This is a genomic window from Methylorubrum sp. POS3, assembly GCF_043352485.1.
Classification (GTDB): Bacteria; Pseudomonadota; Alphaproteobacteria; order Rhizobiales; family Beijerinckiaceae; genus Methylobacterium; species Methylobacterium suomiense.
Window position 1 is genome coordinate 2,607,846 of sequence record NZ_JAPRBT010000001.1, and the last position, 14,453, is coordinate 2,622,298.

The 14,453-nt window shown below is 71.0% G+C and carries 14 protein-coding genes; 6 read left to right on the forward strand and 8 right to left on the reverse strand.

Annotation, left to right across the window (positions count from 1 at the left end):
• Positions 1 to 9 precede the first annotated feature (9 nt).
• The 4 genes from OWC43_RS12235 to OWC43_RS12250 all read right to left on the reverse strand — a co-directional run bounded on the left by OWC43_RS12235 (position 10) and on the right by OWC43_RS12250 (position 2,976).
• A complete protein-coding gene (locus OWC43_RS12235; protein WP_137830509.1) occupies positions 10 to 285 on the reverse strand; it encodes a 3',5'-cyclic-nucleotide phosphodiesterase in 276 nt (91 codons plus the stop codon).
• 230 nt (positions 286 to 515) lie between these two features.
• Positions 516 to 1,205 (reverse strand): hypothetical protein, encoded by a 690-nt coding sequence (locus tag OWC43_RS12240; RefSeq protein ID WP_393958547.1) that lies wholly within the window; start codon positions 1,203 to 1,205, stop codon positions 516 to 518.
• A gap of 102 nt (positions 1,206 to 1,307) precedes the next feature.
• Positions 1,308 to 1,904 (reverse strand): DUF1134 domain-containing protein, encoded by a 597-nt coding sequence (locus OWC43_RS12245; protein WP_393956897.1) that lies wholly within the window; start codon positions 1,902 to 1,904, stop codon positions 1,308 to 1,310.
• A gap of 157 nt (positions 1,905 to 2,061) precedes the next feature.
• Positions 2,062 to 2,976: a 3'(2'),5'-bisphosphate nucleotidase CysQ gene (locus OWC43_RS12250; protein ID WP_393956898.1), complete on the reverse strand. Its 915-nt coding sequence runs from the start codon at positions 2,974 to 2,976 to the stop codon at positions 2,062 to 2,064.
• Positions 2,977 to 3,541: 565 nt separating this feature from the next.
• On the opposite strand from OWC43_RS12250, the gene chpT reads away from it, so the two are divergent.
• From chpT to OWC43_RS12280, 6 genes are all read left to right on the forward strand, one after another.
• The gene (gene chpT, locus OWC43_RS12255; protein ID WP_137830512.1) at positions 3,542 to 4,288 is read left to right on the forward strand and encodes a histidine phosphotransferase ChpT; all 747 of its coding nucleotides are present in this window, start codon (positions 3,542 to 3,544) and stop codon (positions 4,286 to 4,288) included.
• 126 nt (positions 4,289 to 4,414) lie between these two features.
• Positions 4,415 to 7,168, forward strand: a complete 2,754-nt coding sequence (locus OWC43_RS12260; RefSeq protein ID WP_393956899.1) for a chemotaxis protein CheW — start codon at positions 4,415 to 4,417, stop codon at positions 7,166 to 7,168.
• 30 nt (positions 7,169 to 7,198) lie between these two features.
• Positions 7,199 to 7,681 carry a chemotaxis protein CheW gene (locus tag OWC43_RS12265; RefSeq protein ID WP_137831634.1) on the forward strand — a complete coding sequence of 161 codons (483 nt, stop codon included), beginning with the start codon at positions 7,199 to 7,201 and terminating at the stop codon, positions 7,679 to 7,681.
• Between the two features lie 11 nt (positions 7,682 to 7,692).
• Positions 7,693 to 8,079, forward strand: a complete 387-nt coding sequence (locus OWC43_RS12270; protein ID WP_137831635.1) for a PleD family two-component system response regulator — start codon at positions 7,693 to 7,695, stop codon at positions 8,077 to 8,079.
• Between the two features lie 109 nt (positions 8,080 to 8,188).
• Positions 8,189 to 9,340, forward strand: a complete 1,152-nt coding sequence (locus OWC43_RS12275; RefSeq protein WP_137831636.1) for a chemotaxis response regulator protein-glutamate methylesterase — start codon at positions 8,189 to 8,191, stop codon at positions 9,338 to 9,340.
• A complete protein-coding gene (locus OWC43_RS12280) occupies positions 9,337 to 10,191 on the forward strand; it encodes a protein-glutamate O-methyltransferase CheR (protein WP_137831637.1) in 855 nt (284 codons plus the stop codon). The genes OWC43_RS12275 and OWC43_RS12280 overlap by 4 nt, the downstream gene beginning before the upstream one ends.
• A 144-nt stretch (positions 10,192 to 10,335) precedes the next feature.
• Here the strand turns inward: OWC43_RS12280 and hisS are convergent, their stop codons facing one another.
• The 4 genes from hisS to OWC43_RS12300 form a co-directional block, all read right to left on the reverse strand.
• Positions 10,336 to 11,847, reverse strand: coding sequence for a histidine--tRNA ligase (gene hisS / locus OWC43_RS12285; RefSeq protein WP_137831640.1), 1,512 nt, complete (start codon positions 11,845 to 11,847; stop codon positions 10,336 to 10,338).
• 106 nt (positions 11,848 to 11,953) lie between these two features.
• A complete protein-coding gene (locus OWC43_RS12290; protein ID WP_393956900.1) occupies positions 11,954 to 12,325 on the reverse strand; it encodes a tRNA-binding protein in 372 nt (123 codons plus the stop codon).
• 1 nt (position 12,326) lies between these two features.
• Positions 12,327 to 12,833, reverse strand: coding sequence for a DUF3429 domain-containing protein (locus tag OWC43_RS12295; protein WP_393956901.1), 507 nt, complete (start codon positions 12,831 to 12,833; stop codon positions 12,327 to 12,329).
• Between the two features lie 119 nt (positions 12,834 to 12,952).
• The gene (locus OWC43_RS12300) at positions 12,953 to 14,203 is read right to left on the reverse strand and encodes an MFS transporter (RefSeq protein WP_393956902.1); all 1,251 of its coding nucleotides are present in this window, start codon (positions 14,201 to 14,203) and stop codon (positions 12,953 to 12,955) included.
• Positions 14,204 to 14,453 lie beyond the last annotated feature (250 nt).

Genomic DNA, 14,453 nt, shown 5'->3' on the forward strand with positions numbered 1-14,453 from the left:
ACGGAGGCTTCAGCTCTTCTTGCGCTGAGACGCATCCTTCGGCGGGGTGTAGGCGTCGATCGCGCGGCGGCAATTCTCGGAGAGTTTGGACCAGTTGGTCTTGAAGCACTGATCGGTGGCCGGATCATCCGGATCGAGATTGCCGCAATAGCTCAGGTAATCGCCGGTGCAGTACTTCTTCAGGGTCTCGTTGCCGCGCTTCGATTGCTGCGCCTGCGCCGGTGCGACCAGGAGGGCGGTCACGCCCGACAGCACGAGGGCAAGGGACGTCAGCTTCAAGGCCATGATGTTCGCTCGATCGCGGTTCAAGGGATAGATCCGGCGCGATGAGCCTGCCGCATGTCCGAAACAAGGCGGGCCGCGACCATCGCGAAATGGCTTTTCCTGTTACGGATTTGGACACAGGCCCGCAAGGGAGCCCACGGACCCGGCACATGCGCCCGAGGCGGGAAGGTGCCGCCGCGCACGAAGGATTTTCGCTAGGCGTGCGCCTCGGGACCGACGCGAAGGCGGCGTCAGCGGTCCGCCATGGCGGCGGCCGGGAAGGCGCCGACATTCGGCAGGTGATCGCGCCGGGCCAGGGCGTCGGCCACCTCGCCGATGCGGCGGCGCAGTTCGGCGGTGTCGTCGCCGCGGGCGGCCAGGGCCGACCGGGCCTCATCCAATTCCGCTCGCAGGGCCTCCCGCTCGGCGCGCAGGGCCGCGATATCGGCCGGCGCCGGGGGCGCGTCAGGGGCCGCCTGCGGATCGGCGGCCTGGCTGCGACGGGCGGCCTTCAGGCTGTCGAGGACGGCGCGATGCGCCTCCTCCAGGGCGTGCAGCGTGGCGAGGCCGGCTTCGTGCTCGTCCCGGGATGAAGCGAGATCCTGATCGAGACCGGCGATCCGCTCCTGCGCGCGGGCGAACTCGGCCTCGCTGCGCAGCCGCGCCGCGATCGCGGTCTCGGCCTCCATGGTGCGGGCCCCCAGAGCCGCCATGTCGGCGTGGCGCTTGGCGGCCGCGGCTTCGGCCCTGCGCTCCAGCCGGCGCTGCGCCACCGCGAACTCGGCGCGCAGATGGTCGCGCTCGGCGGCGACCTCGGCGGCGCTCACCGGCAGGGTCGCCTCGATCCGCCGCCGGGCCAGCCGGGTCGCACGGGCATTGACGGTGGGTAGGGCGATCAGGGCGCACAGGCTCGCCAGCAGGAAGCCGAGGCCGAAGATCATCACGGTCTCGATCACGCGGGCAGCCCTCGTGCGGCGTTCGGCCGATCCATCCGGCCGCGGGTCTTTTGCCCGGGTTGCCGCCGCGGAGGCAAGCGTCTCCCCTTAAAACGGGTTCCAGGTCGCGCGGCTCGTAAATTTGAGGTAGCCGACATTGATGCCGAGCCGGGCGCCGACGCCGGAGCGGATCGGGACCACGACCACGTCACCGTCGGTGACGGCGGTCATGCCGAAGCCGCCGATGAAATAGGCCGAGCCAGCGACGCCGCCGAAGCGGCGGTAGAGGGCGGGCAGGGCCGGCAGATTGTAGACGAGCATCATGGTGCGCGCGCCGTCGCCGCCGACGTCGAATCCCAGCGTCGGACCCTGCCAGTAGATCCGGCGCTGCCCGGCATTGCGGGTGTAGAGCGTGCCCTCGCCGTAGCGCAGGCCGCCGACGATCGCGCCCGAGGCCTCCTGGCCGAGGATGTAGCCATTGGGCTCGCCCCAGCGCCGGGTCGCCTCCTCGATGGTCAGTGCGAGCCCCCGCGACACGCTGCCGAAGAAGCGGTGGCCGTTGTCGATGATCTCGGAGGGGCGAAAGGATTCGGGGCGTCCCCCGTCATCGACGGCGGCCGCCGGGGCGGCGGCGGCCATCAGGCCGGCGGCGAGGCCGAGCAAAGCGGCGCGGCGGCTCGTGCTCCGGGTGGGATCGTGCGGCATGGTCGGTCTCCCTCGGCGGCGCCCGATCCTCGGCGCCGGAGGCCCCGTGCCGGGACGCGACACGGGCGCTCCGGCCGGGCCGGGCCCGGGGAGAGAGCGCGCAACGATGGCCCGATCAAGTCAAGTTCCGGTTAACGAAGGGTTAAGCGCGCCCGCCTCACCCCCGCAGGCCGACGTCGAGCGCTTCCCCGGCGCGGCGGCGGTCGAAATAGGTGACGGCGGTGTCCCGCGGCAGGTCGAGGTCGTCGCGGTAGCGGGCCGAGCCAAGGGCGGCGAAGGGGCCGTTCCGGTAGAAGCGGGCGTAATGCCCGTAGGTGACGATGCCGCCATCCGGCCCGACCACGTGCCCGCCGGCCATGGTCAGCACGTGGTCGCCGGCCGCCGTATCCCATTCCATGGTGGGGGCGCAGCGGATGTAGATGTCGGCCTCGCCCGCGGCGATCAGGCAGAATTTCAGCGCGGAGGACGTCACCCGGCGCTCGCCGACGGCGAGGCGCTCCAGGCAGGCATCGGTGGCACTGTCGCCGTGCAGGCGGCTCACGAGGGCGACGAGGCCGTCGGCGGGCGCCTCCCGCACCGTGACCGGATGGAAGGCGGTGGGGCGCCCCTCCCGGATCGAGGCCTCGCGGGCGGTGAGGCCCGCCGCCCAGACGCGGCCGAGGCCGGGCGCGGCGAGGGCGGCGGCGACCGGCCGGTCACCCTGCACGAGGCAGATATTGACGCAGTACTGCTCGTTGCCGGCCAGGAAGTCGCGGGTGCCGTCGAGGGGATCGACGAGGAAGAACAACGGAGCGGGCGGCGCCGTGCAGGACGTCTCCTCGGCGATCACCGGAATGCCGGGAAAGCGCGCGGTCAGCGCCGAGACGATCAGTTCCTCGGAGCGGGCATCGGCGAGGCTCGCGGGCGAACCGTCCGGCTTGACCACGTGCGGGCAGTCGCCGCCGTGGAAGCCCCGCAGGATCCGTCCCGCCTCGCAGGCGATGCCCGCCAACGCCTCCGCCACGGGATCGCGCAGAGCCTCCGGCACGGGGGCCGTCGGGGAAAGCGCGGGGAGCGGATCGGGGGGGGTCATCGCGGGGTCATGATGCGGTTAGGGTCGGGCGATCGATCGGGGGCAGGGCACCTGGGCGGGCGCCGGGGCGACGCGGCACGGTTCGGCAAGCAAGGGCCGGGCAAATGGCGCGTCCCGGCCTGACTCGTTGCTGAACGGCGTCCCGCACGTCCCGGCGGATCGACCCGCGCAGACCTCTTCGGGCCCGATTTGGGACAATTCGAGACGGGTCGGTGCCATTTCGGGCTGCCATCCGGTTGAAGCGTCCGCCCAAGCAATCGTGAAGGAAACCGTCAGGGGATCGGGAGGGATCCGTGGGGTCGGGCGCTCCCGAGCGATGACCGCATCGGCGCCGAAGGAAGGCGCGATCCCGCCTTGAGCGTCGAAAGGGCAGGCGTGTCGCCGACAGCGCTCGCCGGTCGGGCGGGGCGGGTGCGCCTTCCCAAAGCCGCCTTCCATGACTATCGGTGCCCGGGTGCCCGCGCCGAACGCAGCCTTGCGGCCGCGGACCGGCGGGCGGCGAACTTGGACAAGAACGCGCGGCTTGCCGCGACATCCGGCATCGGAGCCGGCAACGGAGCGTGCCATGAGCGGCCCCAGCACCAGCCTCACCCTCGACGCCCTCGACCTGTCGGCGCTCCTGTGCTCCCGCGTCTGCCATGACGTGATCAGCCCGATCGGCGCCATCGTGAACGGACTCGAGGTGCTGGAGGACGACAACGACCCGTCGATGCGCGAATTCGCCCTCGACCTGATCCGCAAGAGCGCCAAGACCGCCTCGGCCCGGATTCAGTTCGCCCGCATCGCTTTCGGGGCGGCGGGCTCGGCGGGCGCCTCGATCGACCTCGCGGATGCCGAGAAGGTCTCGCGGGCGATGTTCGCCGACGAGAAGACCCAGCTTTCGTGGAGCGCCCCGCAGGCTCTGTTTCCGAAGAACAAGGTCAAGCTGCTCCTCAACTTGGTCGTCATCGCCTCGACCGCGATCCCCCGCGGCGGCCATATCGACGTGAAGGTCGCCGGCGACGGCGATGCGCCGACCTTCACCCTGCGCTCCAAGGGCAGCCATGCCCGCATCCCGAACCATGTCGAGGCGCTGATCGCCGGCACGCCCGAGGGCGGCACGGTGGACGCCCACGGCATCCTGCCGTTCTATGCCGGCCTCGTGGCCCGGGCCGCCGCCATGGACGTGCGCTTCGTCATCGAGGGTGACGAGGTGACGGTCAGCGCCACGCCGACCGAAGCCAAGACCGGCTTGCCCGGCGCGCCCGCGCCGAGTGTCGAGGACGAGCGCCCCTCCGACAGCGCGCCGCCCTCGGACACGCAGCTCGCTTAAATCGTGGCGGGCGGAATCTCTTACGGCTTATCTGTGCTTTCCGCCCTTCACGAAACCCTTCACTAACTTTCCAAGGCGAGAGTGCTCGGCGCACATCCTTTCGTGCGCGTTTGACGAGTGCCTGTCATGGACGATCTGCTTCGCGAGTTCCTGGTCGAGAGCGCCGAGCATCTGGACACGGTCGACGCGGAGTTGGTCCGTTTCGAGCAGGATCCGAACAACCAGCAGATCCTGCGCAACATTTTCCGCCTGGTTCACACCATCAAGGGCACCTGCGGCTTCCTCGGGCTGCCGCGGCTGGAGGCTCTGGCCCATGCCGCCGAGACGCTGATGGGCCGCTTCCGCGACGGCTATCCCGTCAGCGGCGCCTCCGTGACCCTGATCCTGGCGACCCTCGACCGCCTCAAGGCGATCCTCGCCGACCTCGAAGCCTCCGGCACCGAGCCCTCCGGCTCCGACGACGACCTGATCGGCGCCCTCGATCGCATGTCGTCCGAGGAGGCGCCGGCCGCCGCCCCGGCCCCCGTCGCCGCACCCGCCGCAATCGTGCTGCCGCCGCCGGTGGAACGCGAGCTCAAACCCGGCGAGGTCTCGCTGGACGAGCTGGAGCGCGCCTTCCTGGAAGCGCCCGGCCCCGACGACTTCGCTCTCGAACCCGCTCCGGCCCCCGCCGCCTACGCCCTGGCCCAGGAGCCGGCCCGGGAACTGCCTGCCTTCGAGATGGCCTCGGACATGGCCGCCGAGGAGGCGCCCGAGCCGGCCGCCCCCCGCGCCTCCGCCGCCGCCTCCGGACCTGCCGAGGGCGGCGAGGGCGCCATCGCCAAGGCGCAGACGATCCGCGTGAACGTCGACACCATCGAGCACCTGATGACGATGGTGTCGGAACTGGTGCTGACCCGCAATCAGCTCCTCGAGATCGCCCGGCGTCACGAGGATTCCAGCTACAAGGTGCCGCTCCAGCGGCTCTCCCACGTCACCGCCGAGCTGCAGGAGGGCGTCATGAAGACGCGCATGCAGCCGATCGGCAATGCTTGGCAGAAGCTGCCCCGCGTCGTGCGCGATCTCTCGGCCGAACTCGGCAAGGGCATCGAGCTGGTGATGTCCGGCGCCGAGACCGAACTCGACCGGCAGGTGCTCGACGTCATCAAGGACCCGCTCACCCACATGGTGCGCAACTCGGCCGACCACGGCATCGAGGCCACCAACGAGCGCATCAAGGCCGGCAAGCCCGCCCGCGGCACGATCCGCCTGTCCGCCTATCACGAGGGCGGCACGATCACGATCGAGATCGCCGATGACGGCAAGGGCCTGGACCTCGCCGCGATCCGCAAGAAGGCGGTCGAGCGCAACCTCGCGCCCGCCGCCGAGATCGAGAAGATGACCGACGCGCAGGTCGCGAAGTTCATCTTCCACGCCGGCTTCTCGACGGCCAAGGCCGTCACCTCGGTCTCCGGCCGCGGCGTCGGCATGGACGTGGTCAAGACCAACATCGAGACCATCGGCGGCGTGGTCGACATCGCCACCGAACTCGGCCGCGGCACGACCTTCACCATCAAGATCCCGCTGACTCTGGCCATCGTGTCGGCGCTCATCGTCAAGGCCGGCGCCCAGCGCTACGCGGTGCCGCAGATCGCCGTGCTCGAACTGGTGCGAGTCGATGCCAAGGGCGCCAAGGAAGGCGCCAACGCCATCGAGCGGATCAACGGTGCGCCGGTCCTGCGCCTGCGCGAGCGGCTCCTGCCGATCGTCACCCTCGACGGGCTGATGCGCGGACAGGCGACGGTGGAGGAGGGCGAGGTCGTCGAATCCGGCTTCGTGGTCGTCGCCCAGGTCGGGCGCCAGCGCTTCGGCGTCCTGGTCGACGAGGTCTTCCATACGGAAGAGATCGTCGTGAAGCCGATGTCGTCCAAGCTCCGCCACATCCCGCTCTTTGCCGGCAACACCATCCTCGGCGACGGGGCCGTGGTGCTGATCGTCGATCCCAACGGCGTCGCCCGGCTCGTCGGCCAGAGCGCGCAGTCGGGCGCCGCGGCGGAGAGCGAGGTCGAGGAGGTCGAGACCGGCGACGCCAAGGCGACGCTCCTCGTGTTCAAGAGCGGCGCGGGCGGCTTCAAGGCGGTGCCCCTCTCCCTCGTCACGCGCCTGGAGGAGATCGACGCCACCAAGATCGAGTGGCTGGGCGGTCGTCCGCTGATCCAATATCGCGGCCGCCTGATGCCGCTGGTGCCCGCCGACCCGTCGATCCCGCTGCGCTCGGAGGGCAGCCAGTCGCTCGTCGTGTTCTCCGACGGCGACCGGGCGATGGGTCTCGTGGTCGACGAGATCGTCGACATCGTCGAGGAGCGGCTCGACATCGAGATCGCCGCGGACCGCTCCGACCTCATCGGCTCGGCGGTGCTGCGGGGCCGCGCCACCGACATCATCAACATCGCCCACTTCCTGCCGCTGGCCTACGACGACTGGGCGCGGGGTCCGCGCAAGACCACCACCAAGGCGCCGTCCCTCCTGCTGGTGGACGATTCGGCCTTCTTCCGCGACATGCTCACCCCCGTGCTGAAGGCGGCGGGCTATGCCGTGAGCGCGGCGGCGAGCGCCGACGAGGCCCTCAAGACGCTCCTGTCCAACCCCTCCATCGATGTCGTGGTCAGCGATCTCGAGATGCCCGGCCGCAGCGGCTTCGACCTCGTCGGCGCCATGCGCAAGGCCGGCGGGCGCCTCGCCGAGATGCCGGTGGTGGCGCTGACCGGGACGGTCGGCCCCGAGGCGATCGAGCAGGCGCGCAGCCTCGCCATCAGCGACCTCGTGGCGAAGTTCGACCGCTCCGGTCTGCTGGCAGCCCTCTCCGAGATCGGCGAGCCCGCCCTCGCCAGCGCCGCCTGATCCCGTCCTGTTGTGAGAGAGTCGACCGCCATGCAGGCCGCCAACGCCAACATCGCCCCCGCCGACACCACCGACTACGTGACGGTGTTCGTCGGAGAGACCATGTTCGGACTCACCATCGACCGGGTGCACGACGTGTTCGTGCCCGCCGGCATCACCCCGGTGCCCCTCGCCCCGAAGGAGATCGTCGGCCTGCTGAACCTGCGCGGGCGCGTCGTCACCGCCCTGTGCCTGCGCCGCCGCCTCAGCCTGCCCGACCGCGAGGCCGGCGCGGCGCAGATGGCGATCGGCCTGGAGCAGACGGGCGAGACCTTCGCGCTCATCGTCGACGGCGTCGGCGAGGTGCTGAAGCTCGGCGCCGAGACCCACGAGCCGGTGCCGATCAATCTCGATCCCCGCTGGCGCGACATCTCGCTCGGCGTCCACCGTCTCGACGGACGCCTGCTCGTCATCCTCGACGTCGACGCGCTGCTCGCCTTCGGCGAGGCCGGCCGCGACGCCAAGGTCGCGTGAGGGGAGATTCGATGAGGACCGGTCTCGTCGTCGACGACTCGGCGGTGATCCGAAAGGTCGCCCGCCGCATCCTCGAAACCCTCGACTTCAGCGTCCGCGACGCCGAGGACGGGCAGAAGGCCCTGGCGCTCTGCGCCGAGGAGATGCCCGCGGTGGTCCTGCTCGACTGGAACATGCCGAACATGGACGGCTACGACGTCCTGCGGCACCTGCGCCAGTTACCCGGCGGCGATCGTCCGAAGGTGCTGTTCTGCACCACCGAGAACGATATCGGCGCCATCGCCCGGGCGCTGCGCGCGGGCGCCGACGAGTACATCATGAAGCCCTTCGACCGGGAGATCATGATGGCCAAGCTCGATCAGGTCGGCTTCACCGTGCGCCTGCCCGAACACGCCTGAGCGGCCCCGGCCGGCGGGCGCCGGACGCGCCGACGCTCCCGAGCCAGCCGAGCGGCCCGGGGAGGCCGCAGGGCTTCTCTCCCCTTCCTCCCACGGAGGCACGAAACGCATGTCGGCCATTCCGGCCTTCGCCCCTGGAACCGCGCCGCGCAGCGCGGTCAAGGTCCTGGTCGCCGACGATTCCGCCGTGGTGCGCGGACTGGTCTCCCGCTGGCTCGGCGAGGCCGGCCACGACGTGGTCGCCACCGCCCCGAACGGCCGCGCCGCCGTCGACGCGCTGGCGCGCTGCGCCCCGGACGTGGTGCTGCTCGATATCGAGATGCCGGAACTCGACGGCATCCAGGCCCTGCCGCTGATCCTGGCGCGCCAGCCCGGCGTGCAGGTCGTGATGATGTCGACGCTGACTCAGCGCAACGCCGACGTGTCGCTGCGCTGCCTTTCGCTCGGCGCCGTCGACTACATCCCCAAGCCCGAGAGCAATCGCGGCGTCACGACCTCCGACGGCTTCCGGGCCGATCTCCTGGAGCGGATCCGGGTGTTCGGCGCCGCCCGCGCCCGGCGCCGGCCCGTTCCCGCCGCGGTCGAACCCACCGCCTCGACGCAGCCCGCGCCCGCCCCGGTCTCGCGCCTGTCCGGTACGGTGACCCTGCGCCCGCGGCCGCGCACGATGACCGCCCCGCGCGTCCTGCTGATCGGTTCCTCGACCGGCGGCCCGAAGGCGGTCGGCGAGGTGCTCGAGAAGATCGGCGCGGCCACCCTGCGCCGCCTGCCGGTGCTCATCGTCCAGCACATGCCGCCGGTCTTCACCGCCGTCTTCGCCGACCATCTCGGCGCTCGGGTCGGCCTGCCGGCGGCCGAGGGCAAGGCGGACGAGCGGGTGCAGCCCGGCCGCATCTACGTCGCCCCCGGCGGCCGTCACATGCGGCTGTCGGGCACCGCGTCCGAACCGGTGATCCGCCTCGACGACAGCCCGCCGGTGAATTTCTGCCGCCCGGCGGTGGACGTGCTCTTCCTCGACGCCGCCGCCCTCTACGGGGGGGCAACGCTCAGCGTGATCCTGACCGGCATGGGCTCGGACGGCACGGCGGGATCGCGCGCCCTCGTGGAGGCGGGCGGTCAGTTGCTCGCCCAGGACGAGGCCACCAGCACGGTGTGGGGCATGCCCGGAAGCGTCGCCAAGGCCGGCCTGTGCCACGCCGTGCTGCCGCTACCCGAGATCGGCCCGGCCCTGCGCACCGCCCTCGGCGGGAGCGCGGCATGACCGAGGCGGATTTCGCCTTCCTGCGCGACTACCTGAAGAAGCGCTCCGGCCTCGCCCTGGGACCGGAGAAGCGCTACCTCGTCGAGAGCCGGCTCTCGCCGGTCTGCCGCCGCTTCAATCTCGCGACCCTGTCCGATCTCGTCGGCACGCTGCGCCTGTCGCGGGAAGGCCCGCTGGAGCGGGCGGTCGTCGAGGCGATGACGACCAACGAGACGTTCTTCTTCCGCGACCGGGTCCCCTTCGACCTGTTCCGCGATGTGCTCCTGCCCCGCGCGATCGCGGCGCGCGGGGCGACCCGGCGCCTGCGGATCTGGTCGGCGGCGGCCTCCACTGGCCAGGAGCCCTATTCCCTGGCGATGCTGGTTCACGAAGCGGCCGCTCAGCTCGCCGGCTGGCAGATCGAGATCGTCGGCACCGACCTCTCGACCGAGGTGCTGGAGAAGGCCCGGCTCGGCCTCTACAGCCATTTCGAGGTGCAGCGCGGGCTGCCCGTCCAACTGCTGGTGAAGCATTTCACGCAGGTAGGCGAGCAGTGGCGCATCAGTCCGAAGCTCGCCGGCATGGTGAGCTACCGGCCGCTCAACCTGCTGCAGCCGTTCGAGCATCTCGGGCAGTTCGACATCGTCTATTGCCGCAACGTGCTGATCTATTTCGACGCCCCGACCAAGGCCGACGTGCTGGAGCGGATCGCCAAGGCGCTCGCCCCCGACGGAGCGGTGCTGCTCGGCGCCGCCGAGACGGTGATCGGACTCACCGAGGCGCTGGTGCCCGACGGCCAGCATCGTGGCCTCTACCGCCAGGGGGCGACGCACCGGGCGGCCGCGCCGCAGAGGCTCGCGGCGGGGTTCTAGGCCGAAAAACACCCGCCTTCCCAGGCGTTCGCCTTCTCCCTGGGGGTGAGCCGCAGGTGAAGCGTCACAGGGTAAGGCGGGACGCCATCCTCTGCTCGGCCGTCATTCCGGCTCCCTCGCCGCAGGGGAGAGGGATTCCGCCGTTCACCCGAAATGCCGCGACAGCACCTCGCGCACGGCCTCGACCATCCGGTCCACCGGCACCGAGACCTGGGCGGGCCGGGCGGCCTTCCACTCGGCGTTGCTGGCGATGGCGGCGGCCGCCTGGGCGCCCTGGATCAGATCCTTGATCTGGACTTCGCCGGCCTCGCGCTCGTTCGAGCCCTGGATCACCACGGCCGGCGCCCGGCGGCGGTCGGCGTACTTCATCTGCGCCTTCATGCCGGCAGCGCCGAGATAGAGTTCCGCCCGGATGTTGTCCGCGCGCAGGCGGGCGACCAGGGCCTGGTACTCGGCGACGTTCTCGCGATCCAGGACCAGCACGACCACGGGGCCGGGCTTGGCCGCACCCTCGACCAGGGGGCTCTTGGTGAGGCGCAGCGCCGAGAACAGCCGCGAGACGCCGATGGAGAAGCCGGTCGCCGGCACCGGCTCGCTGCGGAAGCGGCCCACCAGCCCGTCGTAGCGTCCGCCGCCCGCGACCGAGCCGAAGCGCACGGTCTGGCCGTCCTCGTTGGTCACGGGGAAGGTCAGCTCGGCCTCGTAGACCGGGCCGGTATAGTATTCGAGGCCGCGCACCACGGAGGGATCGGCCCGCACCCGGTCGGGGCCGTAGCCCGCCGCCTCGCACAGCCGCATGATGGCGTGGAGTTCGGCGATGCCCTCCCGGCCGGTCTCGGAATCCCCGACCACCGCGTGCCAGGAACCGAAGAACTTCTCCCAGAAGGCCAGCCGGTCGGCGCCCTCGTGCGGGGCGGCCTCGAAGCCGACATAGGCGAGGATGCGCTCGATCGCGTCGTCGGCGAGTCCCGCGCCCTTGGTGAAATCGCCGCTCTCGTCCTTCCGGCCGGGTCCGAGCAGTTGGCGGACGCCGTCCGCGCCCAACCGGTCGAGCTTGTCGATGGCGCGAAGCACCGTGAGCCGCTGGCCGGCCTTGTCGGCCCCGGCGAGGCCGATCGCCTCCATCACGCCGTCCAGGACCTTACGGTTATTGACCTTGACCACGTACTGGCCGCCGAGCCCGAGCCGGTCGAGCGTATCGGCCATCAGCATGCAGGTCTCGGCATCGGCCGCGACCGAGGCCGCCCCGACGATGTCGGCGTCGAACTGCATGAACTGGCGGAAGCGGCCGGGACCGGGCTTCTCGTTGCGGAAGACGTAGCCGGCCCGGTAGCTGCGATAGGGTTTGGGCAGGACGTCGAAATTCTCGGCGACGTGCCGGGCGAGCGGCGCGGTGAGATCGTAGCGGAGCGAGAGCCACTGCTCGTCGTCGTCCTGGAACGAGAACACCCCCTCGTTCGGCCGATCGAGGTCGGGCAGGAACTTGCCCAGCGCCTCGGTGTACTCGACGAACGGCGTTTCCAGCGCCTCGAAACCGTAGAGTTCGAAGGTCTGCCGGATCGTGTCCAGCATCCGGCCTTGCGCGAGCAGGTCGGCCTCGGTGCGGTCGGGAAAGCCGCGCGGCAGGCGGGGTTTCAGGGTCTCGGCCTTGGCCATGTCGTCGCCGATCAGAAATTCTTCGAAAATGAGGCCCGGCTCTATCGCAGGCGGCGGCGCGGCGGCAAGCCGCGGCAACGGAGCATGGGCATCCCATTCAGCCCCCTCAGAACAGCCGGCTCCCATCCGGTACGGGAAGGTCGGGGCGAAACAGCACGACGGCGCCGGCCGCGTCGGCGAAGCCCAGCGTCAGCACCTCGGACAGGAACTTGCCGATCTGACGGGGCGGGAAATTCACCACCGCGGCCACCTGCCGGCCGATCAGGTCGTCGGGCGTGTAATGTTCGGTGATCTGCGCGCTGGCGCGCTTGTGGCCGATCACCGATCCGAAATCGATCACGAGCTTGAGGGCCGGCTTGCGGGCTTCCGGAAACGGCTCGGCGGCGATGATCGTGCCGATGCGGATATCGACGGCCAGGAAGGCGTCGAACCCGATTGTCTCGGATTCCGGCGCCTGCGGATCGTGGGTGACGTGCATGTCAGGCGAGCAGACGGTAGGCGAGGAGGGCTGCCAGCCCGAGCACGGCGAGCGGCATCTGGAACGGGCGCAGCCGCTCGAAGAACAGCGGCGCCTCCCCGCGTCGCGCCGCGATCGGATCGAGCACCGCGATGGCGACGTAGCCGACGATCAGGAGCCCGAGGGCGGCCACGACGAAGCCGAGGGCGAAGGCCACGAGCGCGCTGAAACCGAGGAAGAACAGCCCGAGCATCGTGACGATCTGCGAGACCCTGGCCCCGCCCTCGGTGCGGAAGCTGACGCCCCGGCGCACGCCCGACAGGAACAGCAGGATCGCGCAGCCCCACAGCAGGGTCAGCGTGAAGATCGCCGCGCCGGCCTCCCCGCGCAGCAGCCAGACGAGGGCGCCGCCGGCCAGGAAGGGCAGCATCGGTCCATAGCCGAACACCACGCTGAGCCAGGGCACGGCCCTGGGCTCGTAGGCGTGGATCGTGCGGCCGTCGCGGCGATCGGTCAGGGGGCGGTTCATGGGGTCCGTCGCTGAGGCATTCCCGCCGGAAACGGGCGGGTCGTCCGCCTGTTCCGGTGGACTCGGACGAGCGGCGCTCCGGCGATGCCCCGGAGGGCCATCCGGGCTACGGGGATGCCTCAGGCGGCTCCCTCGGCGGTGCGGGCCTCGCGGCGCGCGGTCCGCCGCGCGTGGCGGCGCTGTGCGCCGCTCTCCTCCGTGGTGGCGGCGAGCCACCAGACCAGGCCGAACGCCGCCACGCCCGCCGCACCGAGGGCGAGGAAGCTGCCGGTCCAGCCGAGCCAGCCCTGAGCGAGCCCGCCATACCACGCCGAGAGCGCCCCGCCCGCGCCCTGCACCGCGTTGACGCAACCCAGTACGGTCTGGGTGCGGCCGGTGCCCCAGGTGAGATCGGCCACCACCACGGGCACGGCGACGCCGATGATGCCGGAGCCCACGCCGTCGAGCACCTCGGCGAGGATCAGCCAAGTGGGGTCATCCACGAAGGCGCAGATCGCGGCGCGCACCGGGAGCACGAGGCAGGCGGCGATGAGAAGCTGGCGGCGGCCGCGCCGGTCGGCGAGCGAGCCGGCCAGAAGCGCCACCGGCACCATCACGAGCTGGGCCACCATGACGTAGCGGGCGGTCCAGGCGACCGGATCGCTCGTCGTGTGGACGAGCTTCTGCCCGAGCAGGGTCAGCATCCCGCCATTGCCGAGCTGGAACAGGGCAAGCGCCACGGCCAGCACGAGGAGGCGGGTGTCGGAGAAGATCTGGCTATAGGACGAGCGGTCCGGGGCCTGCTCGTCCTCCTCCTTCCAGCCGAAGGAGCGGCGGCAGTTCCAGGCATCGGCCGGCATGGCGAGGGTCGCCGCGATGGCCGCCGCCGCCATGGCGCCGAGCACCCAGAAGGCCACGGCCGGTCCGAACCGGGCGGTCCCCAGGGTGATGAGGCCGGCGGCGAACAGGATGCCGAGATGATTGAAGGCCTGGTTGCGGCCCTGCTGGCGCGGAAAGGCCTCCTTGCCGACGATGCCGAGGGTGAGGGCCGTCACGGCGAGCAGCAGCAGCGTGCCGCCCGCCGCCGCGAGAAACTGCGCCGCCAGCACCGGCACGAAGCCGTGGGCCGGCATCAGCAGCAGGGTGCCGGCCAGGATCGCAGCGCAGGAGAGGATCACCAGCAGGCGCGGACGCTCGACCCGGTCGACCAGAGCCCCGAAGGGCCCGCTCAGCAGCAGGGCGCCGCCGCCGACGAGCGTGGTGACGAGGCCGATCTCCGACGGGCTCCACTGCCGCTGCTGCGCGAGCCACGTGCCGAGGAATGGCCCGAGCCCTCCCTGGATGTCGCCGATGAAGACGTTGATCAGGGCGAGATGGGTCGTGGGCGTCATCGGATCCTTCGGTCGAGCCTGGAAGACGCCCCTCCGCTCACGCGGCCCGGGCATCCTTGCTCGGCCATAACGCCCGGAGCAGAAGGTTTTCTCATTCGTGGGTCGGCGCGCGTCGCATCCCACGGGCAACCTGGGCCGTAAGCGCCTAAACAGGCAGGCGTTTCGCCCGGCTGCGGCCCCGTGCCTCAGCGCGGCCTTCGGGCTGCCACACCGCCCTCTATCGCCCCGGCGGACCATCACCGTCCGAGCG